Here is a 25,306-nt window from a genome sequence, read left to right on the forward strand (position 1 = left end):
TGATGAACAGCGGATTTGTTAAAGTGGCCTGTGCAGTGCCATTAGTGAAAGTGGCTGACTGCATATACAATGTAGAACAAACAAAGGCCCAAATTCAGCAAGCTGAAGAGCAAGGAGTTGAAATTATTGTATTTCCAGAGTTAGGAATTACATCCTACACCTGCCAAGACTTATTCCAACAGAAGCTTCTACTCGAGGCTTCCGAGGTTTCCATTCTCCATTTGCTCGACTTCACACGCCAGTTGGATGTGATTAGCATCGTAGGCTTACCCATTGTGGTGGGTGACTTGTTACTCAACTGTGCGATGGTCATCCAGCGAGGGCAAATCTTAGGCGTCATTCCGAAGACCTACTTGCCCGACTACAGTGAGTTTTATGAAAAGAGATGGTTTGCTTCTTCGCAGGATTTGAAGGAGACTACCATTCGTTATGCGGGTCAAAACATCGTGGTAACTCCTGATCCTCAGATATATACTACTGACGATGGGGTGCAGTTTGGCGTAGAGATTTGTGAAGATGTTTGGGCGCCCGTTCCTCCCAGCAACACGTTGGCATTGGCTGGAGCTGACCTGATTTTCAACCTCTCTGCCAGTGATGTCGTCATTGGCAAGTTCGACTACCTCAAGAGTCTCTTGTCACAGCAGAGTTCGCGCACCATCACAGGTTACATCTATGCAGCCAGTGGTTATGGCGAAAGCACACAAGACTTGGTTTATGCAGGCAATGGACTTATTTATGAGAATGGCGTATTGTTGGCAGAAGGAAAGCGTTTCACGATGGAAAGCCAAATCCATTGTGCACAGATAGATATTGAAATGCTGAGAGCGGAGCGTCGTACCAACTCTACTTACGTAAATGCGCAGCGACAAGTCAACACCTTTGCCAGTCAAAGAGGATTTTCAAGCAGTTTGAGTCCTAACCAGTTTGCTATTTTCAACAACACCTCGGCTATCCATTATATTTCGTGTATAGCTCCAGAGAATGAAACAACCTTCACACTTGAGCGGAAGATAAATCCACATCCTTTTGTCCCCGCTACCAATCTCTTGCCAGATAGCTGTGTTGAAGTGCTCAACATACAAACCATGGCACTTGCTACACGATTGTCACATATACAAGCCAAGACGGCTGTACTTGGAGTTAGTGGCGGATTGGATTCAACTTTGGCTTTGCTCGTCTGCGTCTTGACCTTTGATAAGTTGGGACTGGATAGAAAGGGAATTATAGGTGTTACGATGCCAGGGTTCGGAACTACTGGACGTACTTACCACAATGCCATGGACCTGATGCACAAACTGGGTGTCACGGTCAAAGAAATCAATATCGAAAAGAGTGTACTGCAACACTTTGAAGATATTGGACACGACCCACAAGTGCAAGATGTGACCTACGAAAACAGTCAAGCTCGTGAACGCACGCAAATTCTCATGGATTTAAGTAACCAGCTCAATGGACTTGTTGTTGGCACGGGCGATATGTCCGAATTGGCTTTGGGATGGGCAACCTACAACGGAGACCACATGTCTATGTATGCGGTCAATGCTGGCGTACCCAAGACTTTGCTGCGCCATTTGGTTAGCTATTACGCTCAACACCTTGCCGAAAATCAAGACATTGCGACGATACTTTTAGACGTCGTCAATACCCCTATTTCTCCAGAGTTAACCCCTGCCAACGAACAAGGGAAGATAGAACAAAAGACAGAAGATTTGGTAGGACCTTACGAGTTGCACGATTTCTTCTTGTATTACGTGCTGCGCTTTGGGTTCCGACCTCGTAAAATATTCCTTTTGGCAAAGAAAGCCTTTGCTGAAAGCATGGCACAAGAGGGGCAACATCAACCAAACGATGCTCTTCAAATGAAAGGACAATATGACGAGGAGACTATCAAAAAATGGCTCAAGGTATTTTTCAAGCGTTTCTTCTCACAACAGTTCAAGCGTTCTTGCTTGCCCGATGGACCTAAGGTGACGAGTGTCAGCCTGAGTCCTCGTGGCGATTGGCGCATGCCAAGCGATGCAATCAGCAGGTTGTGGCTTGAAGAGTGCGATACTCTGTAAAGCGTACTATTAGTTCGCTAATCGAAAAAACATTAGATGAAAAAGAGTAAAAAGGAAATCAACCGTTGTGCGCTGATTTTCTTTTTACTCTTTTTTCTTTGTGACTGGTTCGCTGCTATTATAAAAGTCAATATACTGCTGCGCCACTTTTACGTAATCATGGTGCTTTTGAATGTATGCGATGCTTTGCTGTTGAAGAATACTGAGTCTTTCTGGATGCAATATCAGGCTCTCCAATTCGTGGTAAACACTTTCATAACAGGGTTTTACATTCATAATTGGTCTCAACGTGTCCTCGTGCAATATCTGGTAGTTTTCAGGTTCGCCACCCCCTACACACACAATTCCCTTGCTCATTGCTTCAAGCGCATTCATGGCAGGAGTATAACTGTAAAGCTGATCCAGAATGACATCTGCTCCGTTCATCATGCGTTGGTATTGCTCAAAAGGCACACTTTCGGCTATTTGCAAACTCACTTGATGAGGATATATCAACACGAGGTCTTGTGCTGCTTTCAACATGATGTCTGTTCCTTTGTAGACAGACCGTTCACGATTGATGCCTATGAACAGTTTTAGCCGATGGTCACCATTTGTCATTGGCTGCCTTTCTCTCATCGCTTTTGTCCGAATAGGAAAGGGGATGAACGTTGTTTTGTCGGGAAAGTGAGCGTGGTAGCATACCCAATATTCGTAAAGTCCTGCAATGATGCCATCACAATCGTTTGCAATATATTCATTGAGCCATTGTTTATCCGTCCCCAACCAGTCCCTTTGCTCTTTTAGTGCATCGACTGTTTGGCGCAATTCTTTGCCCATATTGAAATCGCTATACCCCAGCGGCATGTCGGTGCAACAGGTATGAACCCAGTAGTAGTCCATTCCAAAGGCGTCCATAAATATTTTTTTGTTGTGTTTGCGCAAGTATTTGTAAATGGGCATGATGCGGTGTGCTTTGATTTCCAAGAACATCGGGTTAATCACCTGCACGACATCATAGCCACATAACAAGGGGAGTAAGCGGTATAATTTTGCCATGTAGCGCATACCGTCTAATTTTCCAAGTGTTCTCGACAAATCGATGTTGCGCTGATAGTTCTTCCAGAAGTCACCATTCGATACTACGGTTACCGTGTGTCCCAACTGTCGCAGTCCTTCTGCCAATGTCCAGTGCACATTGCTGTATTCTCCTAAAAGCAAAATCTTCATCTCAGTGTCAGTAAAATGAGTAAATATCTGCCTGCTTTGGTGCGTATTAGGCGTCTGAAAAGGCTGTACTTACGGGTATATTTCTTATCGGGTAGCGGGTATAGCCCATGTCGCCTCATCTCTTGCAAGGCTGTTTCAAGTCGGTGAAGACTGTGCGTATAGCGTGCCACATTATATATATAGTCCATAGAGAGCTGTGCGATGCGTCGCTGCATGGCGTTTCGCTCCATAGGAGGCAGCGTGTCAATGCGTTGCTGAAATTGTCCCAATATCCGAAGAGTATCTTGCAGGCGTTGCAATTGGGTTTTCTTATTTCTGCTTGTGGTACACGAGTTGTCTCTCTTTCGATAGTAATACGCCTTGGCATCGGTGATGTACAATCGTTCGGTGCGCAAGATGAGTAGGGGTGTGAATTCCTCATCTTCGTTCAGCAAGCCTGGTGTAAATCTTAATCCGCACAACAAATCACGCTTGAAGAGCATGCTGCAAACAGCGACTTTAAGGTTGTGTGTACTCATATATTGGCTACCAGTCATGGGACCCTCAACACTATAGGTATTCTTTTGCATTTTGTTGCGTGTCAAATCGAACTTCACCATCTCGGCATCCTGACATCGCACAAGATCCAAACAATGTTCATAGACAAAGGGGATGAGTGCATCGTCGCCATCGACAAACTGGATATATTCGCCTTTGGCGACACACAACCCCATATTGCGAGCACTTGCAGCCCCTTGATTGGGCTGTCGTATATAGACAATTTTATCGAGATAAGCGTTCAATGCGCCAAGGAGAGACGTGTCGGAGCCGTCATCTACCACAATTATCTCGCAGTTTTGTGCGTCAAGCGATAGCATTAGAATGCTGTCTAAGCACTCGATGACCATTGATGATGGCAAATTGTAAACGGGTATGATGAAGCTCACTAACGACTTCTTCGATACACCTTGTGTATAAATTGGTTCAGTTGACATAAGCGTTGTATTCCTATGAGACTGGAAAGCCTCGTCTTGAATGGGATGCCTTGCTGACCGCGAAAGTTGAATGAGGGTAGAGTGGGTTGTGCTCCCGTCATCTCGCAGACATCCATTTGTATGTTTAATATGTGTTCGTAGTAATTGGCAAATCCCTCATGTTCTGTTAATTGAGAATCTTGTAACACCGCAAGATGAGCATGCAGCAAATCCTTGAGTTGTTCACCACCAGCCGTTGCGGTGATGCCCTGCGGATTGTCAACGTAGAAATACATACCTTTATCGGTGGTAGCTACCACCTTGCTTTGTCGTAATAGCAATGGTAGGGTGTACACATCTTCAAACACCTTATTCGCAGGATAGCGTACTTGGTTGAAAAGCCTGCGTTTGTACACCTTGTTCCAAGCGTAGGTGTGTAGGTAGGCTTTGCTCTCAAACCAATAGGTGAGCATATTGTTGTAACTCTTTACAGGAAAGGACAATATCTTTTCTCGTTGTTTGTTGCCAGCGTGAAGGGTGATAGGATATTCAATAATATCTATCTCTGGTTTCTCCACCAATTGTTGCATCACTTGTTGGTAGGTGTCTTTGCGCACATAGTCGTCACTATCCACAAACGTGACGTAGCTACCTTGTGCCTGTAACAAACCCGAATTGCGAGCAGCACTTAGTCCGCCATTGACTTGATGTACCACTTTGATGCGGGCATCTTGCTGGCAATACTCATCGCACAGCGCAGGACAACCGTCAGGGGAACCATCATCTACCAAGATAAGTTCCCAGTTGGTAAAGGTTTGTTGCAAAATACTCTTCACACATCGTTGCAATGTTTCCTCGGCAAGATAGACAGGTATGATGATACTTAATTGCATGTCTTGACTGTTATAACGTATCTGCAAAGATAACTGTTTCTACGCATAAACACAAATAGGTTTCATGTTTTGTTAAGCAAACTCTCACCCCTCTTTCATGGAAGGAAGGTTGTTGGTAGTTATAAGTGGCTTCGAGCAAGATAATTCCGTAATTTGTTAGGAAAAAATCTTTTTATAGGATCTATTCCCGTTGTCTTTATCAAATAATCCAAAACTTTATGTCTATAATCTCCCCCCCCCCCCGCATTATTTCCATGTTTTTATTTGGCGGTGTGAAAACAAATAACTAATTTTGCACGCAAAATTACATTACTAACCTGTAAAATTTAATACAATTATGACAAAAGCAGAACTGGCAATGAATGCCAACCCCGTGGTGGCATTCCTGCAGAAGCCTACGGAAGAATTTACGAAGGCAGACATCATCCGCTTCATCGAGGCCAATGAAGTGAAGATGGTCAATTTCATGTATCCTGCGGACGACGGCAAGTTGAAGACCCTCAACTTTGTCATCACGAACAGGGATTACCTTGAGACCATACTGACATGCGGTGAGCGTGTCGACGGCTCGAGCCTGTTCTCATTCATCGAGGCGGGAAGCAGTGACCTGTATGTGCTGCCGCGTTTCAGCACGGCGTTCCTCGACCCATTCGCAGAAATCCCGACGCTCTGCATGTTGTGCAGTTACTTCGACAAAGACGGCAATCCGCTCGCATCTTCTCCCGAGAACACGCTGCGCAAGGCGTGCCGCGCATTCCGCGAGACAACGGGAATGGAGTTCTATGCGATGGGCGAGCTCGAATACTACGTCATAGACGAAGACCCGGAGGTGTTCCCGGCAATCGACCAGCACGGATACCACGAGTCTGCCCCGTATGCCAAGATGAACGACTTCCGCCAGCAGTGCATGCTCTATGTGGCACAGACCGGAGGGGAGATAAAATACGGGCACTCGGAAGTGGGCAACTTCACAGAGGACGGCCTGCTCTTCGAACAGAACGAGATTGAGTTCCTGCCGGTGTACGCCGAGAAAGCCGCCGACCAGCTCATGCTGGCGAAATGGGCTATTAGGAACCTGGCATACGAGATGGGGCTCAACGTGACGTTCGCCCCGAAGATCACCGTGGGCAAGGCAGGAAGCGGGCTGCACATACACATGCGCATGGTGAAGGACGGCAAGAACCAGATGCTCGATGGCGGGAAACTGAGCGCCGCAGCGCGCAAGGCCATCGCCGGAATGATGGACCTGGCAGAGAGCATCACCGCCTTTGGCAACAAGAACCCAACGTCATATTTCCGCCTCGTGCCGCATCAGGAAGCGCCAACAAACGTTTGCTGGGGCGACCGCAACCGCAGCGTGCTCGTCAGAGTGCCGCTCGGGTGGACAGCAGGCATCGACCTCTGCCACGCAGCAAACCCGCAGGAGCCGGAGGCCATCGTCGACACATCGGCAAAGCAGACGGTGGAGATGCGCTCACCGGACGGCAGCGCCGACCTGTACCAACTCATCGCCGGCCTCTGCGTGGCATGCCGCCATGGCTTCGAGATGGACAACGCGCTCGAAGTGGCAGACAGCACATACGTCAACGTCAACATACACGATGCAGCAAACGCCGACAAACTCAGTAAACTGGCTCAGTTGCCTGACAGCTGCTGCGCATCCGCCGACTGCCTCGAGCGCCAGCGCGCGGTGTATGAGGAGAAGGGCGTGTTCAGCAAGGCCATGATCGACGGCATCATCAAGCAGCTCCGCTCATTCAATGACCGCACGCTCCGCCACGACATCGAGAAGAACCACGATGCCACGAAGAAGCTCGTGCAGGAATACTTCCACTGTGGATAAGCCTGCAACGGCAAAATAGATATTCAGGAGTTAAGGAGTTGCGGAGCCAAAGAGACAACCTCGGCTGCACAATCCCTTAACTCCTGATATTTTAAAAACTGCGGTATTAAACAATGAAGGATAAAGGGGCATAGTTGCCACCCGAGTTCCTTAACATCTCTTAATTCTTTAAATAGGGGAGTGTAGAATGTTTTAATAAAAGAAATAGAGCGGAATACGGGAATCGAACCCGCCTCTCAGGCTTGGGAAGCCCACGCACTACCGATGTGCTAATTCCGCAAGAGAGCCGATACCCGGACTCGAACCGGGGACCTACTCATTACGAATGAGTTGCTCTACCAACTGAGCCATATCGGCGTTTCTTATTTAGGCGAATGCAAAGGTAAGCAATTTGCTTGATATATACCAATAGTTCAAGGACACATATCAACGAGATTAGAGTTTATTAACACTTTTATCGAATTGGTTTTGGATGGCAGGAATGCTTGCGACTGTTTTCTTTTTCATCTATTTAGTGATGTCGTAGCCCCTATTTTGAAGCTTACCTGTTGATAACCAACAAGTCGGTCAGTGCGTTCGCCTGATCCTCTAAAGTAGAGAAGTGCTTGATATTTGTTTTCTGTTTGATAAAAATTGCCCTCTGATGATACAGGTTTTAGTTCGTTTTGGTTATTGACAACGACATATTGATAGGAGTAATATCCTTGTTTGAGAAGTACAGAACTCTCGTAACACTTCGTATCTCGATGATAAGTCATTCGATATTCGGGCGCAAGCTGATGATGAGTCCAATTGCCGTGCAGGTAAACCTCGCCAGTTTGCTGCGGAGCTCGTAAGCGAAAGTGGACTATCTGATATTCTGAAGTGGTGTTGTTTTCGATGTTGTCACTATTCCTAATATAAAAACTGCCATTCGCATCCTCGTCGTAAACATAGCTGGGTCGAGGCTCGTCTGTCCAAACATAGGCATGATAGTCGGTACCATCCCAGCCAACTGTTTCTATTCCCATTGTGGGATGGTTGACATCTAAGGTTTCAAATTTGCGATATTCGTTGCCACCATCGAATATAAGTGTCTCATTATGTTCCCAACGAAGTCCCTCTGGTGTGATGTACTGCGGCTTAATGTTGAATCGTTGCTGCGTCCATATCCCATTTTGAAGTACTACTGTTTGGAGTTGTTTTTGTGGATCGGTGACAGACAGGTTGCCATATCTCACAGTCATGTTGACTTGTTGATTATTTCCTCGAATATCCCAGTCTGTGTTATCCGTTACATCTAAGCCAATTTGCGCTAAAGGCTCAACAACCATGAAGCAAACGGTCAGTATTTTTTCATTGTCATTATTCGCATCGTAGACTGTCAACCGATAGTTCCCACTCATTTTTAATTGACATTCTGCATTGGGAATTTGAAGACTGTAGTGCGTATATTGCACTTTTGTGTTCACTGACTTTTGAAAACTCTTGATAATGTTATCCTCTGCAAATCCACTCAGGAAATCACTTTCAAAGAGTTGTGTGCTTGGCATCCAATTAGCTTCACAATGTTCAATAGAGTAGGTGTATCGATGATATTCATGTGTAAGGTCGTCAAAGGAAATGTTGATTGGCAGACCTCCAAGAGTAGTGACTGGAGGGGAGAGCCAATCATCACCTGCTACCACTTGTAAAGAAGCTATCGATTCTTTATAAATTTGAGCGTTTTGACCAAAGGTAGTTGCTGGGATTGCACAAGAAATGAAGAATATACTCAACCTAAGAATTGACGTATAGATGTTTTTTATCTGAAACATAAGCCCTAAATATTACTCTATTATTTAGAATTCAAACAAGATGCGACCATTGATAAGTCTTCCCGTGAGATAATTGGGAACAGCATATTGTTGGTTGGTAACATCTGTAATCCAATAATAGGAATTGACATTATTGATGCCAAACAGATTGAGACCATCCACGCCTAACCAAATGTTTTTAAAGATGGACTTTGTTCTTCTCTCCTCGTTATTGAACAGTCTATAGCTCATACCTATATCCACCCGTTTATAAGCAGGGGCACGAAAAGAATTTCTTTCTAACTCTTTATGCGGAGCAGCAAAGGGCAATCCGTCTGCATAGGCAAGTTTCAAAGACATTTTCCAACGATTCGTGCCAGGAAAGAAGTCCGTGAAGAACAGATTAACCGCATATTTCTGGTCGGTAGGCATGGGTATTGTTTTTCCATTCAGCTTCATACGTGCATCCATCAACGAAAAACTAATCCATGAGTCTCTATCTGGCACAAACTCACCATATAATTTGAAGTCAATACCCATGGCATGTCCAGAACTCTTGTTGTCTCCATAGTACACCACTTTCACATTGTTGATACTATAGGGAATAAGGTTAGAGAGAGCTTTATAATATATTTCTGTGGTCAACTTAAAAGGTCTGTTGTTTACACGAAATCTGTAATCCATACCAGTAATAAAGTGGATAGAACGCTGACTCTTTGCTTTTTCGTTTAGTCGGGCGTAAGTGATGCCATTAACGGTGGTAGTGTCTCTTATCTCTTTATAGAAAGGAGTTTGATAATATAGACCTGTGGCTATCCTAAAAGTCATGTTTTCATTGAATGCTGGAATAATACCCAATGAGAGTCGTGGACTAACCACCAATTCCTTATTAAAACTCCAATGGCTCATACGGATTCCGTAATTGAGTGTATAATGGGTGTTTCCGCCTTTATTGGCGAATCGATAAGTATCTTGAAAGTAGGTCTCAATACGATTGGACTTTAGTTGATTGTTGGCTCGTAAGGCATAAATCATGTATAAGTCTTTCCCCGTGTGCGGAATACTATATCCACTTGAGTCTCTCATTTCGTATTCCGCTGCGTACTCATTGATGCGTTCAAACTTGTAGGTGATGCCAGCTTCAATACGATGTCGCTTGGTGGTATGGCGAGCCATCAATTTTACGTTTTCTACATGTGCTTGAAGATAGTTGCGTGCGTGTTGAAAATAGGTACCAACTCCTAAGTTCTCACTTGTCTCTGTCTGTGTAAGCCAGTATTGCCCTTGTATGTCATACTTCTCGCGCTCATTGGTATAAAAGGCAGAAGCCAGAAGAGATATGGAAGTAGAGTCACCAAAGTTACGAGTAATATCCATGGCACCAAAGTAAGTAGTGAAGCGATCCTTTTCATGTCCGTCGAAGTACACTTTGAAGGATTTTACGTTTTTGAGTGTTCCAAAGGAGGTTTCTCTATTTTGGGGTGTAAACTGATAATGATTATCAGATATGTTTCCAATCATTGATACTTTCCAACGTTGGTTAGGGGTATAGACCCAAAAGGTTTGATAATCTAAAAATGCAGGTTTGTATTCTCCCTTTGTTTGCAGACTTCCTAATAAATACTGATTTGTTTTGTATCTAATACCATTGCTCCATGAAAACTTTTTTGTTCTGAACCCAACAAACGCACTGGCACCTAACATGCTGGCAGACAGATTGGCTTCAAATGGTTTCGGTTGTCTGTAGGTGATATCCAATGCCGACGACATTTTGTCGCCATACTTTGCGGCAAATCCTCCTGTAGAAAAGCCTACCTTTTCTACCATATCGGGGTGGATAATAGACAGTCCTTCTTGTTGTCCCGACCGAACCAAGAAAGGTCGATAAACTTCTATGTTGTTGATATAAACGCTATTCTCATCGAAGGCTCCACCTCGCACATTGTATTGAGAGGACAATTCGTGATGAGAAGAGACGCCAGCTTGTGTCTTGATAAGGTCTTCTATGGCATTTCCTGTCGCAGAAGGTGTGTTTTTTGCATGTTCTGCTTTTATATTTTGCGTCTGTCCTGTCTGTATCTGTTCGCCTTTTACGTGCACTTCACTCAGTGTCGTTTCATCGGTAAAAAGAACTATCTGTAGTGTTTGTTTTCCTTTTGGAGAGCGTAGAACACGTTTCTTGGTACGATAACCTATCATTGAGAATTTGACAACAACCGAATCGGCAGTGTGTAACCGCATGCTAAATTCGCCCTTTAAGGAGGTAACGGTCGCCTTCCCTTGTGCAAGGCAAGAGACAGATGCCAATTCAATGGGATTGAGTTGCTCATCAACCACTTTGCCTTGTAGAATAAATGTTTGACTTTGTGCACAAAGGACACAAAGTACGAATAATGGTAAGAGCAGTAATCTCAATTTAATCATTGTCATCTTAACGTATTCTGACACGAAATATTGTGCCAAAACTTGAAAAGGTAAGGAAAGCGCATGGTATTAGGCTTGAGCATCAAAAGTAGACGATGTTTGTTGTCTATCTCAGTCTTGTCTTATTTTTCTTTCACTTTCATAGTAAGTCCTTATTCAAGCCGAATGACATAAAGGCGGTATTGACCTTCTTTATGTCATTCGGATAGAATCGGCAATCATGATGATGAGTGAAACAGAGTGCCAACATCGTCATAGAAAAGGATTATCTCCTGAACTATTGTATAATCCTGGTCATATTAAATTCTGTGATTTTATCGTCTGGATTCACCTTAGCTTTGACCCGATAGTGGTTACTTGTTTGAGTGTTATCCACCTTCTCAATATCTTGGTTGACAGAGAAGTTGACAGAATACTCATACTCCTCGTCACCTATTTCTTTCTTTTCTATCTTGAAATCATTGAGCAGATGCCAATTCATACTTGCTACATCCTCACGATAGAGTTTGTGTAGAAACAGCACCACATCATTTTTATTGGCATCTGGCTTACCTAAAAAGGAAGAAATTATCGGATTCATCAAGCTTGACAAACCTTCGGCATCCTTTTGGTCAATGTATTGAAAATATTGCCTGAACAGATTACTAATCATAGCTCGTTCTTCAGGTTGTACTGTTGCAGCATTGATTCGTTTAATGCCATCTTTTGCCATATCCACATACGCACCATTGGGGTGGTCTTCCAAATAAACTTGATAAGCATCCAAGGTGTGAGCCATACTGACTGAAACCCAGTCAATAGAATCTATTTTTCGAAGCGCTTCGGCTTTATGTGGTGAATCAGGATGCTGATCTATATAATTCTGCAAGGCGGTTTTAGAGTTGCTTACCAATGCATCTGTCCATTCTCGATCCATTGACTGAAGGGCTGAAAGGTGGGAGAGAATGGAATCTCTATGAGCGGTGGGTGCATTCTTAAAGCGATCCAAATAGTCTTGCAACACTATGGGGTCTGAACTTGCCAATGCAAAGGCGTAGGCTTCTTTCTCTTGATTATGTTGAGCTTGAGAATAGAAATAATAACCACCGCAGCAAATAACTATCGCTATGATGAATCCAATCCATAAGCTGGTCGTTTTTTTCTTTTTGTTAGGCTGTGTAGGTAAGGGTTGCTCACCATTCTCAGGTAAGGGTGTAGGATTGTCTGTGGGTGTTGTTTCTTCCTCCTCGTTTTGAGGAATAACGCTTTGATAATCCATGTTGAGATGCTGACAACGAGGGCAGCGTCTCAAATCCTTAAAAAACACTTCACCACACTGTGGACAGGTGGTTATTTGATTTGCAATCTTTACCCCGCAAGAAGGGCAAATGGGTGCACGGTCACTAATTTGATGACCGCACTCAGGACATTTTATAATCGCCATGTTATCAATGTATTACTATACTTTAGTTAATGTTTCCGTTTCAAGGTCTTTTACTTCCTGTGTCACGACGAAATCTAATTTCTCTTAAACCGTGTCGTCCCATCATTCTGCTTTTATCTACGAATGTGTTAATGCCATTGATGCGCCCTTTACCTGTGTATTGCCACATGGTAATGTCTCGTCCATCCTTTAGCACAGGTTCGCGACTTGTGTATTGAGCAATCATGATTTTATAGTTATCAAGCTGTCCCACCAAATAATGATCATAGAAGTTTGCTCCCGTGTAGATAAGTGGCTTTTGGTGATAAGCCTCTTCTACCATGCCTAAAAATTTGTGAAGAGAGTCACAAAAGGCTTCCGTAGACAGTCCGCTTTTCGTTTCTATATCAATCATTGGAATCAAGTCTTGATCTTTAGGCCTACATTGTGTCATAAAATTTTGGAGTTGCAATGTAAGATTCGTTTTGGGACGAAAGAAGTGATAAGAGCCGACTTTAAGACCGTACTTATTGGCGAGTTGGATATTTAGTTGATAGGTAGGGTCGATGTTGTCGCCTCCTTCAGTTGCCTTCAAATATACATACGCATTTTTCGTGTTTTCTCCAACAGCCTCCCAAAACACTTCGCCTTGATAATGGCTTAAATCAATCCCATGTACGTGTGTACACGTATCTTCACACTGTACATCGGAATATTGAGCGTTAGCTACAATGACCGTAGAGATAAACAATAATAATGTGGCGATTCTTTTCATACTTGCAAAGTTAATAAAAAGAATTCAATGCGTTAGGTCATATCATGATTTTTGCATATATTTATAATTTAACACTCAACCAAAAGTACCATAGATATGTAGTTTTGCAAAATATGAATCAATCTTTTAGAGTTTATGGTAACATCAACAAAAAAAAAGACATCCGTTGCATATAACTTTTACGACATTTGAAAACCTCTTTAGTTTACAAATCCACGCTCCATTTTACAAGTATTTCCCTTGGGCGTAAGCGTGTAATGCTGTACGACTCTATCGTGTTACCGAGAATACGGCGTTCAAATTCGGAAGTGCCTATGATGTTGTTTGCAGTAAGCGACAATTCCCATTGCTTAACCTTGTAACTTATGGCAAAGTCAAGAAAATAGTTTGTGCCGATGCTCTTGTCGTTCGTATGAAAGAGTTCGTTCTTGATGCTCAACATCCATCTGCTTGCCGGAAAGACATGCAGATTTAGGTGATGTTTCCAATCTGTAGTATTCCCCAATGATAGGCTCGGATTGGTTCGATTCTTCTGGTTGTAGAAGTGAACATCAGATTTTCCCTCAACAGAAAGAACTCTTGCTGGTCGCAACGAATAGTCAAGTGTGGCGGTTGTTATACTCATTCGTGCATCGTTCACCTTATCAGAAACAAGAAGACTGTAATCCGTTCTGTTATGTGAAGCTCCCAAACCAATAAGTGTTTTAGCCCACCCGAAAGTCTTGCTGATGCGTCCTGATACACCGACAGTCTGCATCGAATACTCTTTGTTTGTGGCTGTCATTGTATAGACATTTCCATTGAGCGTGCTTTCGTAAAGGATGTTCCCAAATATACAATTATATGTTGGGCGGATATTTAAGAACAAACCAAGTACAGGATTGGAATATTTGTATGCAGCAGTGGCATAATATGAACAGGTGGCAGTCGTTTCGCCTCGGTTTATTCTCTGTGTGCGGTAACTTGTAAAAATGGGAGTATCATAGATGCCCTTCCCCATAAGTGGCGTGTTTTTGTAGCCAATACTTGCCGAAAACTCAGAGACAACAGTTGCTTTCCAGTTCCAGCTAATTAAAGGGTCTATCCATAAATGATTACTTCTCGAATCACGATAAGACTGATTAGCATAACTTATCATTGATTTTATGTCCATTTTGTGCTTTCCAAAAATGAACGACATTGAAGGTGTCCAATACATGCGTAGAAAGCCATAAACATTTGTCTGCTCCGCTGCGTCTCCCATAAACACACCGATACTTTGACGGTCGTAATTGAATCCCAATTCATTATTAAGATATTGACGACCTATTTTGAGATTGTAACGAAAGTCATTCTGGGTAGAGAAAAAGCCAAGGTTAAGACGCTCTGTCATTCCTGCAATGGTAAGCAACTGCCCTGGCAGATAACTATAACTCCAATAGCTATCAACATTATACACGTTGCCCTTTGCTGTTGTGTGCGACATCTGAAAATCCTCTGTAATGTTACGCTTGTGCGGCTTGACCATCATGTTGGTTTGCTGACCATTGTATATCATTGTACCGACACTCTTGTTGAAATCAATATAGCCTTTAAGGTTATTCTTGATAAAACTCTTATCACCATTGTACTGATAGTTTACTTCGCCTTTCCATTCACTTCTGGTATTTCTTACGTTCTGCTCCTCTACAATGACAGGCAGGTCTGCAAGAGTGAGATAGGTAGAAGATTTGTAGTCCTGTATATCGGTTTTATCAATAAATCCATTACCTTGTACACGAAGCTCAGACTCTTTGCCAGTCTTCCAAAGCCAATTGCATGCAATAAGATGGCTCTGATTGAAGGTATAGCGATTCTCTACAAGGGCTGGTGTCTTGACTGACATCATAGAGAGTATGCCCGACTCTGTTCCCGTTCTTCCTTTTAATAATGCTGCAAGGTCGACTACTTCGTTATCAAGCAGTTTGCCAATATTGTTGTTCTTATACATCATCAGCGTCTGATATTTCTTATTGAAACGCATCCCCATCAATCGGCAATCGTAAAGAAAATCATCACCATAACCAAGTCCTATGTCAGTGGTGCCCGTCCAAACAGCTTTGGCATCATCCATCAATACAAGATTGAGAGCTGCTTGCTCACTAAATGAGACACCACGCAACGACTTCACAGACTGGTGATTCTCCAAGACTTGCACACTCTTTATTTTATCGGCAGAGATATTTTGGTTTGCAACGCCATATTGACTCCCCATCAAGTCAAGTCCCTCAATATAGAATTTACTGATAGGTTTTCCTTGATATTCTACCTTTCCGTCCGTTTTTACTTCAAGTCCCGGCATCTTTGCTATTACATCTGCAATACTTCTGTCTTGACCTTGGCGGAATCCAGCTACTGAATATGTGAGAGTATCACCTGTGCTCTGAATACGCTCGGCTTTTACCTTCACCTCTTTCAACTTGAAATCACCCTCAACGAGCACAATGGTCATGCCATCCTTCAAATCCGAGAAAGGCATTGTCTTTTTCTGAAACCCTATGTAGCTTATCGAAACATTCTTGAGAGTTTTTTTTTCGGGCACATTCAGTTTGTAGAACCCTTTGGCATTCGTCAAACAATAGGCAGCGGTCGAGCTACTCTCGGTTGTCACCACAACGGATGCACCAACCAAGGGTTCACCTTTTCTGTCCGTCACCTTACCTGTAAAGGTTTGAGCAAACAAAGAAAGACTTGTTATCAAAAGTATAAAAAGTATGGCTTGTCTCACTCAAAAACTAAACATTATTCTTTATCAAGATGGTTGTATTTTGGCACTTCTATTTCTGCATGGTCTTTAGCATCAGTACCAGATAACGTATAGACTATAACTTTTTCTCCCGATGCCCTTTGACTCAGAATTCTATCAACAAGTTGGTTTTTGTTGATTCCTTCTGAATCTGAGCGCAGTTCCAAAAAACGTTTTCTTGAACACTTTTGATGTTTACCTTCTTCGTAAATTGAAACCAAAGTATTTTCTGGAGCATTTTCTACACCAACGACGTTGAAATCAAACAACCCATCAGAATCTTTCGCTGCCATTATAAGCCCAGGTAAACCGCAGAGGACATAAGGTCCATAATTGAGAGGCAATTCTGTAGAATACCAAACAGTCCATGTTCGCCCATATACATTGCCTATCGCTTGTCTACACTCGTATTCGCAGATGATCTTTGTACTGTCAATCAATTGCCATTTTATGGAAGGAATTTGGTCTTCGTATTTCAAACCAGATGAGAGAACTTGCTTATAATAAGTGTATTTTCCCCTTTTAGGCATACCAAAAATTATCTGAAGGTCATTTTTCGGTGAGTATTTTCCTCCGATAACAGGGAGTTGGGCAATCATTGCATTGGCTCCTCCTTGGGCTTTTACCTTAGCCAACTCACTATCAAACAGCCTGTAGTTCTTATTGTAGAATACAGCTGTTGTATCTCCAATATCGAGCGTCCATCTGTAAGTGTTAGTTTTCCCTGTGACAATTTGCGCATCACAATCGTAAATAACACGATATTTGGCTTGTTCTTGCGCATTGACAGTAAAACTGTATAGTACAAAAATAATAATATATATGTTTTTATAAGCCATATCATCAATTATAATAAAATGAACAACTCTACAAGAGACCATCTAAAATATAAAAATGCTCACTCATAACTTGGAGTATGTCAAGTTAGGAGTGAACATGATTTTCCACAACGATTAGCGTTGTTTGATTACAATGATGTCAACAATAACTCCGTTATCATCTAAAATAAGGATAATTGCGTCAGGATTGTCATTTCTCTGAGCACTATCAACTTCAGAATTCACAGGGGTTGAAAGAACCGAATTAGCAGCAAATGATGTTGAAACTATTCCAATCATCAAACAAAGGGCAGTTAAAAATTTCTTCATTTTTACTGAGGTTTAAATGTAAATTAATAAATATACCTATCCAAAGCAATATTAAATCGCTTGGAGTTTTTAAATTTTTAATATGCCATTAGGCAAAGCCTGTTGACGTTCGCTGACAAATATACAAATATTTTTTGATTTTTCCAAACCCTACATTAAATATTATTTTCGAAATTAAAGAATTTTAAGGACGATTAGTCTGTTTGCGTAACTATTCAGCAATCATAGACATTGAATATTAGAAACTTGCAGGCTTACTACTATAGTAGACTGCTCAAAATGATATTACTTGCCAAAATTTTCATATATTCATTCTTGCATTTCGCTCATTCTCTATAAACTCTAATCCTTATTGTTGAATAGTTACTCCACCAAAATTACTCTTTTTGTAAATATAATTAACCAAAAAACGTACGATGAAAAGTTGTGAAATAGAAAAGAAAATCAGTAAATCGCAGATGGATTTTGCGTTTTGTTCATCAAAATAAGACAGTTTTTGCGTTATAACATTGAGTTAAGGCAACAAAAGTATGTAGATTGTCGCACTACTAAGCTATAATAGAAGTACAAAGTCATTGTTCCAACACGCATTTTTTGCTGTTTTTGAGACAAAAATAGTGATAAAAAGCGCTTCCATATTCGGCATATTTCCATAACGCATTCACTGATATTGAGTTATAAAACTCGCTCAAAACTCACGAATTTACAGCCGAAGGCAGACCTGTTCAGAAATATTAAAGTTATGAAGGGGTGTTTGTTAAGATTTTTGACAGTTATTTTACTCTCGATTCATTCGCCTAACTGTTATTCTTCTATCTCCGACAAGCTACGTCCTAAATTTGCGAGAAAGCTACTGGTAGTTTCAATGGGAGCATAATTGATATAACGTATGCTGCGCTTGAGATTTCTTTTCAGCACCACATTATTATTCTGCACAAATCCTGCCTTTGATTGTCTAAAATGCCATTCTTTACTGGTATCTATTTCAGTATGGGTTAGCGTGCGCAAAGCCAATGCGTATGAATTTCGTTCCACCTCTTGAACAAATGGAATTTCGTCTTGCTCGAAATTAAATACCTCTATCAGAATACTTCCTTGCAGTTGGGCAATGCGTTGAATATGAAGTGCGTTAAGCCATGTCTCCAATTTAACGAAATCTACTTTGTCGCCCCTGGTACGTAGAAATTTTCCTAATTCCAAAATACCTCTTAAAGAGATACCGTAGTTCAGAATGTGATTGATATTAAACAAGATAATGTCTAACAATGCGAGTGTATCCGTAGAGGTGTCAATACTATGGTACTCGTCATGCCGAATCTTATTTAGCTTGCGATTCAAAAAGCGATTGGATAGGGTAGGTGGGGTGTCTTTTGTTAAGGTTTCCTCCTTGACGGTATTCGCTGCTAAGGCTTGAATCAGCTGTTCGGGTATGTGAATATTTGTGTCGTATTGGTGATTCTTAATACCTTTCAGTGCGATGGATTCGACTTTTTGTGATTCTAAAAGCTGAAAGAGGCGTCTCCACTTAAAGTTGGACATTGGTTCTAACGTAACGTATTCATTCAATGCGCCAGACCTTAAAAGTCGAAAGAAATTACGTTTGATAATATCCATAAAGAATGATTCAAGTAGGAGTGTACTGATGATTTACAACTGTGTTCGACGATAGAAATCCATGTTCTCTTTAGTCAACAGTTCGATGGGCATGTAATTAACGGGTTCAACTTTCTTTTTGAGTACGATAGCCCTGAAAAGTGTTTCAATACAGCTATAACCCTGTTGATAAGCATGTTGTGCTATCAAGAACGAGATACTTCCTTGTTGTAAACATTTTGCATTCTTTTCTACCATGTCATAGCCCATGATTTGAATGTCACGCCTATTCTTCCTTAACAAGTAATCACCGACAATGTGGGCTTTTGAACCAAATGTGATGCAATGGTGCACTTCAGGATGTAGCTCAAAAAAGTGTTCTATTATTTCATCATACTCCTTGCGTGTGGCGGCCATAGGTAGTTCCATTTCGAGGATATTGATTTCGGGGAAATGATCATACATATAATGTCTAAAACCAACTTCACGATTGGCTTGCTGTTTAGTACTCACTTTGCCGCCTTTTATACGTTTCATAATCGCTATCTCTTTCTCCTTAGTGGCAATGAGCATCAAGACTCTGGCGGAAAAATATCCACTTCGGAAAGAATCTTGCCCAAAGAAAGATAACGGATTGAGGTCGGGCATATAGGAGTCTAACATCACAAACGGAATTTTTTGATCGTGTAATTGGTCTGTGAACTGTCGAGTGACCTCCAATGTTGACGGCACCACAATGACGCCATCGGGTTGTTGCTCAATACATTTTGCAGCTACTTGAAGAAAAGATTGCTCATCTGAACGTTCGTAATTGAATATCTTTAGTTCTAAATAAAAATCACGTCTAATTTCAATTGCCCTTTTTGCACCTTCTTCTATTTCTTCCCAATAGGCTTCAAATTCATGCTGAGGTATGAGGAGAAAAAAAGTGTACGACTTGTTGTAAGCCAAAGCACTTGCGTACATGTTGGGTTGATAGTCCATTTCCTTCAACGCCTGCTCTACCTTTTCCCTTGCCACCTTGGACACATTCGGCCGATTGTGCAACACTCTATCAACAGTGCCTACTGATACAGCTGCCCTTAACGCAATATCCTTAATTCTAATCTTTGCTGCCATAATACGCTTATATATGCTGCAAAAATACAAATAAAACTTATATTGTTAGAAGACACAGCCTGTTATTTTATTGAGAACAGACTTTTTTAATACCTATTTGTGTGTTTTCAAAATGAATTTAGTTATCTTTGTCTGACTGAATTTCTGTAACCTATCTATGTTCATAAAAAAACTACCGACATATCCTGCCTTGATACTATTGTTCTTTTGGTGCTGTGTAACTGTAGTATCATGTTCGGCTCCTAACCATACTGAGGTGGTGGCGCTGAATGAAAAGGCTTACGCCTTCAGGTATAGAAATCTCGATAGTACCACGTTTTATGCACAGAAAGCCTTGAAACTTTCAAAGACCCGAAGTGGAGATTATGCAGAAGCGCTGAACAATTTAGCCTTTGTCAGTCTCGCAAAAATGCAATACCAGCAAGCCGATTCGCTCTTGTCGCTTATCTTTCAGAACACAAACAATCAAATAGAGCAATTGATTGCCGATGTACAAATGATGCGATTGTGTCAAAGATGTTCAGAAAATAAGAACTTTTACGTTTATCGGGAAAGAGCAATAAGACGATTTAAGCGTATAAAAGAAGAGAGTGCAAATCTGTCAGACCATCAAGAGCTGAGAATGATTTACGCTGAAAGTGAATTTAATATTACCAATTCCACCTATTTCTATTATGTGGGGTTGGAAAATGAATCTGTGGAAGCAATCAACGTCATTGATGTCAATGGGGATATCACGCGAGATACGACCCAACTGTTGAACTATTTGTATAATGTTGGTGCAGGAGGTGTCATTCTGAATGGTACTCGTGAAGAAATTAACCAAGCCGAGTTCGATTATTTAATCAGATGCTATCAATTATCAAAACAATTTCACTATCCCTATTGGGAAGCCAATTCTCTTCAAGCTATTAGTGAACGATTGCAACGTAAAAAATACCGCGACAAGCTCATACATGATAATCTGCCGTCGTTCCAATATCTCAATCCCTATCACATGCCAGACTCTCTCTTGGCAGGACATCTTGCACAGCGTGCCTTAGATAAATTTAAGAAATACGATGACGTTTATCAAACAGCGGGTGCCTATCGAACATTGGCACAATGCTATTGGGAATTGCACGACTATCCCTCTGCTCTAATCTGTTTGACAAATGCCTTGAATACAAATCAAGCCATTCTTCAAGCGCCTGATTTGGTGGCTTCTATTCGTGAACAGCTATCATTGGTGTATTCGGCGATGAATGACAAACAGAAAAGTGACTACAACAGAAATTTATATCTTGACATACAAGAAGGAACCAGACAAGACCGACAGTTGGAAGCACGTGCCGAACAGTTGAACCAATCACTGCGCATACTCAATCAAATGATTGTAGCCATTGTCCTGATGATTGTTTTCGTTAGCTTTCTCTTATGGATGTTTGACTGGATGCGAAAACGCAATGAGAAGCGCACATCTGTTCTTGAGAAACTGTTGGAACCGTTAGAGGAGTGGAAGGTTGAAAATGAAAAGTTTTTATCCACTTATCAAGAGCGGTATGAAGAGATGGAGGAAAGAAAAGAGATGACAGAGGTTCGTCTATCGCAAAATAAAAGACGCAATTTAGAACAACGCGCCAAATTGTCGTTGGTTCAAATTGTTCTTCCGTTAATTGATAGAATATTACATGAAGTGCATCGCTTGTGTGATAGACAAGAAAATTCCCAAATCCGAGCAGAGCGATATACCTATATTGCCGAGCTGACCGACCAAATCAATCAATATAATGCAGTTTTAACGAATTGGATTCAACTTAGGAAAGGTTATTTGAGTTTGAAAATAGAAAGTTTTCCACTTCAAGATTTGCTTGATATATTGAGACGTAATCGAATGAGTTTCAGCTTGAAAGGCATAGAGTTTAATATTCAAGACACCGATGCTGTGGTGAAAGCAGACAAGACGCTTACCCTGTTTATGTTGAACACCCTGTGTGACAATGCTCGTAAATTCACTCCGTCTGGAGGGAAGGTGAGAGTTTATGCCAACAATGAGCGCGATTTTGTGGAAATTGTGGTAGAAGACACGGGAATAGGCATGACTTCCGAACAACTTCAACAGTTATTCGATCACAAACCTATCGTTGATAGTGCAGCGCCCGATAGTGCATCTTTGCAGAAACACAGTAATCGTATTAGTCATGGATTTGGGCTGATGAACTGTAAAGGAATTATAGACCGATATAAGAAAATCAGTAAAATCTTTGACGTTTGTACCATTCAGGCAGAAAGTGAATATCAAAAGGGGAGTAAGTTTCTCTTTAGGTTGCCCAAAGGGGTGGTCAGACTCCTATTGACAGTCGCTCTTTTGGGTAGCCAATTAGCGATGCCATTGTTTGCAAAACAATTGGTGACTTCTGCACATTCGCCAAGTCATGGTAATGCCTCTATGAAGATAAACAAAGATGCCGCAAGCATGGCAAGTGCTTTTGCAGACAGTGTTTATCAAAGTAATATTAACCGAACATTTCACAAAACACTGATTTATGCGGATAGTTGCATTTCTTATCTGAATAAGATGTATTTAGCACAATATCCTCAAAAAGCAGACACCATGGTACTCATCACTGGCAGTACGGCATTGCCAGCAGAGATACAATGGTTGCACCAGCATGTTTCAATGCCATACAATCTCATTCTGTCCATGCGCAATGAGGTAGCAGTGGCAGCATTGGGCTTAAAATATTGGAACTTATACTCCTACAACAATCAAGTTTATATCCAATTGTTTCGCGAACGAAGCGCCGATAATACGTTAAGTACCTATGTCAAGATGATGCAAAAGTCGGAGAGTAACAAAAATATTGCCATAGCATTGCTTTCGTTCATATTCCTTCTTATTTTCCCAGCTTATTATTTCTTGTATTATCGACATCGAATATATTACCAATTCTGCGTTCATAAAATTGACAATATCAATCAAGTGCTGTTGGGTGAAGACAGTGCAAAGAATAAGTTGGCAAAGATAAATGAGCTTTGGGCTTCTAACAAACAAATCTTCAATCCGCAGTTTTCACGTCTCAATGCCATTGTCGCCCAAATTCAGAGTGCACTCAAGCAACGCATTCAAACAGAAGAGGTGCAAGTTCATCAAATGGAAATATTGGAAGACGACTTGCATCGCAACGATTACGAAAATTCACAGTTGTACATCAGTAACAGCGTGTTGGATAATTGTTTGTCGACCCTCAAGCACGAAACAATGTATTATCCTTCGAAAATAAAATTGTTAGTAGAAAAAAAGGATGAAAATTTGGCACCATTAAAAGAGATTTCTACCTATTATAGAGATTTGTTCAAAATACTAAGCGCACAAGCCATGCGCCAAGTTGATAACACTTCAAGGGTGGATGATGATCTTCTGCAATATCTCTTTGATATGCTTCAACAACAGAATAAAGCAAAGCCTATCATGCAAATTCATCAACGAGATGAAACCTACACCTTCATTGATTTGACGATGCAAAATCTTCAGCTCTCCGATGAAGCCCTTTCAGCTTTGTTTACGCCAGACACTCACGATATGCAGTTTTGGTTGTGTCGACAAATTATCAGAGAGTTAGGAGAGGCAACCAATGCACGTGCCTGTGGGATTGAAGCTCGGAGACTTGCAGATGGATATGTACACATATTAATAACAATAACAAACCAAACATGGAAAAATTTAAAATTATCATAGTGGAAGATGTACCCTTGGAACTAAAGGGTACAGAAGGTATTTTCAAGAATGAAATCCCGGAAGCCGAAATTATAGGCACAGCTGCTAACGAGCAAGCATATTGGCAACTCATCAAGAAGGAAATTCCCGAGTTGGTGCTGCTTGATCTCGGTTTGGCTGGTTCTACTACGGTTGGCGTAGAGATTTGCCGTCAAACGAAAGCCATGTATCCACAGGTGAAAGTGCTAATTTTTACGGGCGAGATTTTGAATGAAAAGTTATGGGTAGATGTGTTGGATGCAGGCTGTGACGGTATTATTCTAAAAAGCGGCGAACTGCTTACGCGCGGTGATGTGGCAAGTGTGATGAGCGGTAAACGGATGGTTTTCAATCAGCCGATATTAGAAAAAATAGTTGACAGATTTAAGCATACCGTTAATAACGAACTTATGAAACAAGAAGCTTTCATCAATTACGAGATTGATGAATATGATGAACGCTTCTTAAGACATTTGGCTTTGGGCTACACCAAGGAGCAAATCACTAATCTTCGGGGTATGCCTTTTGGTGTAAAGAGTTTGGAAAAACGGCAAAGTGAATTAATACAAAAACTGTTCCCTGACGGAAATCAAGGGGTTGGCATCAATGCTACACGATTGGTAGTGAGAGCCATTGAACTAAGAATACTCGACATAGATAACTTGCAACCAGATGAAACATAAGACTTTTGCCAGCTCCATCTTTATCTTCATCATATTACAAATATTAGTCATACTTGGCTCTTGGTTTGTCACGGTCATGTTTCCAACATTACCCGTACGTTCCATGTTAAGTAGCGAGGGGATAAGATGGTTTTTGGGTCAATATACTTCGAATTTAGCCTCTCCTCTCTTGGTATGGCTTGTCTTAGCAGGAATGACTTATGGTGCTTTGCAGTCAAGTGGATTGTCAAGGGCTATTATGTATTTCTCAAATATTTCTTATCGTCAGCGATTTGCTTTGAAGGTGGTAGTGGCAGAACTTATTTTCTTTGCTATCGTCTTATTTTTGATGACTTTCTTGCCGCAAGCCATTTTGTTAAGCGTCACGGGCGAACTTTTCCCAAGCAGTTTTTCGAGGAGTCTTATCCCTTTTGTCTGTTTTCTGTTGACGCTATTTTCAATTACCTATGGATTAATCAATGCATCTTTTAGTTCGCTAACTGATATATTCAACTCTTTGACATCAGGCATCATCGCCATTTCACCATGGTTAGTTATTTACGTCTTCGTGATACAACTTTATTATTCCATTTTGTTTGTAGTCGTTACTTGACAGCTTTTCATGGTGCAAGAGAGTTGGAAAAGGGGAGAGACTCTTGAGTCATGAGTTTCTTACACTCATTTATTGTATGAGCAAATGATTACTGTAGTGCTGGAAAAATGTTAACGAAATCTAAATGCACATTTTTTTATAAGTAATATTTTGTCGTTTTATATTTTATACTTACCTTTGCAATCGCAAAAAAGAAATGGTGCCATAGCTCAGTTGGTAGAGCAAAGGACTGAAAATCCTTGTGTCCCCGGTTCGATTCCTGGTGGTACCACTTAAAAGCAAAAAATAGAAATCCTGACAAGTTGTTCAGGATTTTTTTTGTGCCAATAGGATAAGG

Annotated in this window: 17 protein-coding genes and 3 tRNA genes; 6 read left to right on the plus strand and 14 right to left on the minus strand. The window is 41.4% G+C overall.

The annotated features are described in order from the left end of the window. Positions 1-2 precede the first annotated feature (2 nt). Complete coding sequence (locus DEM91_RS03120; RefSeq protein WP_249857985.1) at positions 3-2,060, plus strand: NAD(+) synthase; 2,058 nt, start codon at positions 3-5, stop codon at positions 2,058-2,060. Positions 2,061-2,144: 84 nt separating this feature from the next. On the opposite strand, the gene DEM91_RS03125 is transcribed toward DEM91_RS03120, so the two are convergent. Genes DEM91_RS03125 through DEM91_RS03135 form a run of 3 tightly spaced genes read right to left on the minus strand, consistent with a single transcriptional unit; the run spans position 2,145 to position 5,115 of the window. Next, positions 2,145-3,269 (minus strand): glycosyltransferase family 1 protein, encoded by a 1,125-nt coding sequence (locus tag DEM91_RS03125; protein ID WP_249857968.1) that lies wholly within the window; start codon positions 3,267-3,269, stop codon positions 2,145-2,147. After that, positions 3,266-4,243 (minus strand): glycosyltransferase family 2 protein, encoded by a 978-nt coding sequence (locus tag DEM91_RS03130; protein WP_249857969.1) that lies wholly within the window; start codon positions 4,241-4,243, stop codon positions 3,266-3,268. The genes DEM91_RS03125 and DEM91_RS03130 overlap by 4 nt, the downstream gene beginning before the upstream one ends. Further along, positions 4,195-5,115: a glycosyltransferase family 2 protein gene (locus DEM91_RS03135; RefSeq protein WP_249857970.1), complete on the minus strand. Its 921-nt coding sequence runs from the start codon at positions 5,113-5,115 to the stop codon at positions 4,195-4,197. Before DEM91_RS03135 ends, DEM91_RS03130 begins: the two co-directional genes overlap by 49 nt. A gap of 337 nt (positions 5,116-5,452) precedes the next feature. Between DEM91_RS03135 and DEM91_RS03140 the strand changes: the two genes are divergently transcribed. Continuing rightward, positions 5,453-6,958, plus strand: a complete 1,506-nt coding sequence (locus DEM91_RS03140) for a glutamine synthetase family protein (protein WP_249857971.1) — start codon at positions 5,453-5,455, stop codon at positions 6,956-6,958. Positions 6,959-7,166: 208 nt separating this feature from the next. On the opposite strand, the gene DEM91_RS03145 is transcribed toward DEM91_RS03140, so the two are convergent. The 11 genes from DEM91_RS03145 to DEM91_RS03195 all read right to left on the minus strand — a co-directional run bounded on the left by DEM91_RS03145 (position 7,167) and on the right by DEM91_RS03195 (position 19,958). Further along, positions 7,167-7,237 (minus strand) — tRNA-Gly (locus DEM91_RS03145). A 5-nt stretch (positions 7,238-7,242) separates the two neighbouring features. Continuing rightward, positions 7,243-7,315, minus strand: a tRNA-Thr gene (locus DEM91_RS03150). Between the two features lie 146 nt (positions 7,316-7,461). Next, on the minus strand, positions 7,462-8,754 hold the full coding sequence (locus DEM91_RS03155; protein WP_249857972.1) for a DUF5103 domain-containing protein: 1,293 nt from the start codon (positions 8,752-8,754) through the stop codon (positions 7,462-7,464). A gap of 24 nt (positions 8,755-8,778) precedes the next feature. Continuing rightward, positions 8,779-11,157, minus strand: coding sequence for a carboxypeptidase-like regulatory domain-containing protein (locus DEM91_RS03160; RefSeq protein ID WP_229039213.1), 2,379 nt, complete (start codon positions 11,155-11,157; stop codon positions 8,779-8,781). Between the two features lie 277 nt (positions 11,158-11,434). After that, positions 11,435-12,580: a zinc ribbon domain-containing protein gene (locus tag DEM91_RS03165; protein WP_195252801.1), complete on the minus strand. Its 1,146-nt coding sequence runs from the start codon at positions 12,578-12,580 to the stop codon at positions 11,435-11,437. Positions 12,581-12,620: 40 nt separating this feature from the next. Next, on the minus strand, positions 12,621-13,334 hold the full coding sequence (locus DEM91_RS03170) for a glycoside hydrolase family 25 protein (protein ID WP_195252800.1): 714 nt from the start codon (positions 13,332-13,334) through the stop codon (positions 12,621-12,623). A gap of 205 nt (positions 13,335-13,539) precedes the next feature. Then, a complete protein-coding gene (locus DEM91_RS03175; RefSeq protein WP_195252799.1) occupies positions 13,540-16,053 on the minus strand; it encodes a carboxypeptidase regulatory-like domain-containing protein in 2,514 nt (837 codons plus the stop codon). Positions 16,054-16,094: 41 nt separating this feature from the next. Next, positions 16,095-16,937: a GLPGLI family protein gene (locus tag DEM91_RS03180; protein WP_195252798.1), complete on the minus strand. Its 843-nt coding sequence runs from the start codon at positions 16,935-16,937 to the stop codon at positions 16,095-16,097. Between the two features lie 114 nt (positions 16,938-17,051). Further along, positions 17,052-17,246, minus strand: coding sequence for a hypothetical protein (locus DEM91_RS03185; RefSeq protein WP_195252797.1), 195 nt, complete (start codon positions 17,244-17,246; stop codon positions 17,052-17,054). An 804-nt stretch (positions 17,247-18,050) separates the two neighbouring features. Next, positions 18,051-18,860: a hypothetical protein gene (locus tag DEM91_RS03190; protein WP_249857973.1), complete on the minus strand. Its 810-nt coding sequence runs from the start codon at positions 18,858-18,860 to the stop codon at positions 18,051-18,053. A gap of 33 nt (positions 18,861-18,893) precedes the next feature. Continuing rightward, on the minus strand, positions 18,894-19,958 hold the full coding sequence (locus DEM91_RS03195; RefSeq protein WP_249857974.1) for a LacI family DNA-binding transcriptional regulator: 1,065 nt from the start codon (positions 19,956-19,958) through the stop codon (positions 18,894-18,896). Positions 19,959-20,115: 157 nt separating this feature from the next. Here DEM91_RS03195 and DEM91_RS03200 point away from each other — a divergent pair, with 157 nt between their 5' ends. From DEM91_RS03200 to DEM91_RS03215, 4 genes are all read left to right on the plus strand, one after another. Continuing rightward, entirely contained in the window at positions 20,116-23,676 is a 3,561-nt protein-coding gene (locus DEM91_RS03200) for a DUF5112 domain-containing protein (RefSeq protein ID WP_249857975.1), read from the plus strand. Further along, positions 23,652-24,377, plus strand: coding sequence for a DUF5932 domain-containing protein (locus DEM91_RS03205; RefSeq protein ID WP_008121916.1), 726 nt, complete (start codon positions 23,652-23,654; stop codon positions 24,375-24,377). Before DEM91_RS03200 ends, DEM91_RS03205 begins: the two co-directional genes overlap by 25 nt. Beyond that, positions 24,367-24,969 carry an AbgT family transporter gene (locus tag DEM91_RS03210; RefSeq protein ID WP_249857976.1) on the plus strand — a complete coding sequence of 201 codons (603 nt, stop codon included), beginning with the start codon at positions 24,367-24,369 and terminating at the stop codon, positions 24,967-24,969. The genes DEM91_RS03205 and DEM91_RS03210 overlap by 11 nt, the downstream gene beginning before the upstream one ends. A 198-nt stretch (positions 24,970-25,167) precedes the next feature. Beyond that, positions 25,168-25,240 (plus strand) — tRNA-Phe (locus tag DEM91_RS03215). Positions 25,241-25,306: the final 66 nt, after the last annotated feature.

It is taken from the genome of Prevotella sp. TCVGH (genome assembly GCF_023522295.1).
Classification (GTDB): domain Bacteria; phylum Bacteroidota; class Bacteroidia; order Bacteroidales; family Bacteroidaceae; genus Prevotella; species Prevotella timonensis.

Excerpts from the sequence above, each read along its gene's own strand:
- DEM91_RS03120 (WP_249857985.1), top strand. The coding sequence starts at position 3 with ATGAACAGCGGATTTGTTAAAGTGGCCTGTGCAGTGCCATTAGTGAAA.
- DEM91_RS03125 (WP_249857968.1), bottom strand. The coding sequence starts at position 3,269 with ATGAAGATTTTGCTTTTAGGAGAATACAGCAATGTGCACTGGACATTG.
- DEM91_RS03130 (WP_249857969.1), bottom strand. The coding sequence starts at position 4,243 with ATGTCAACTGAACCAATTTATACACAAGGTGTATCGAAGAAGTCGTTA.
- DEM91_RS03135 (WP_249857970.1), bottom strand. The coding sequence starts at position 5,115 with ATGCAATTAAGTATCATCATACCTGTCTATCTTGCCGAGGAAACATTG.
- DEM91_RS03140 (WP_249857971.1), top strand. The coding sequence starts at position 5,453 with ATGACAAAAGCAGAACTGGCAATGAATGCCAACCCCGTGGTGGCATTC.
- DEM91_RS03155 (WP_249857972.1), bottom strand. The coding sequence starts at position 8,754 with ATGTTTCAGATAAAAAACATCTATACGTCAATTCTTAGGTTGAGTATA.
- DEM91_RS03160 (WP_229039213.1), bottom strand. The coding sequence starts at position 11,157 with ATGATTAAATTGAGATTACTGCTCTTACCATTATTCGTACTTTGTGTC.
- DEM91_RS03165 (WP_195252801.1), bottom strand. The coding sequence starts at position 12,580 with ATGGCGATTATAAAATGTCCTGAGTGCGGTCATCAAATTAGTGACCGT.
- DEM91_RS03170 (WP_195252800.1), bottom strand. The coding sequence starts at position 13,334 with ATGAAAAGAATCGCCACATTATTATTGTTTATCTCTACGGTCATTGTA.
- DEM91_RS03180 (WP_195252798.1), bottom strand. The coding sequence starts at position 16,937 with ATGGCTTATAAAAACATATATATTATTATTTTTGTACTATACAGTTTT.
- DEM91_RS03185 (WP_195252797.1), bottom strand. The coding sequence starts at position 17,246 with ATGAAGAAATTTTTAACTGCCCTTTGTTTGATGATTGGAATAGTTTCA.
- DEM91_RS03190 (WP_249857973.1), bottom strand. The coding sequence starts at position 18,860 with ATGGATATTATCAAACGTAATTTCTTTCGACTTTTAAGGTCTGGCGCA.
- DEM91_RS03195 (WP_249857974.1), bottom strand. The coding sequence starts at position 19,958 with ATGGCAGCAAAGATTAGAATTAAGGATATTGCGTTAAGGGCAGCTGTA.
- DEM91_RS03200 (WP_249857975.1), top strand. The coding sequence starts at position 20,116 with ATGTTCATAAAAAAACTACCGACATATCCTGCCTTGATACTATTGTTC.
- DEM91_RS03205 (WP_008121916.1), top strand. The coding sequence starts at position 23,652 with ATGGAAAAATTTAAAATTATCATAGTGGAAGATGTACCCTTGGAACTA.
- DEM91_RS03210 (WP_249857976.1), top strand. The coding sequence starts at position 24,367 with ATGAAACATAAGACTTTTGCCAGCTCCATCTTTATCTTCATCATATTA.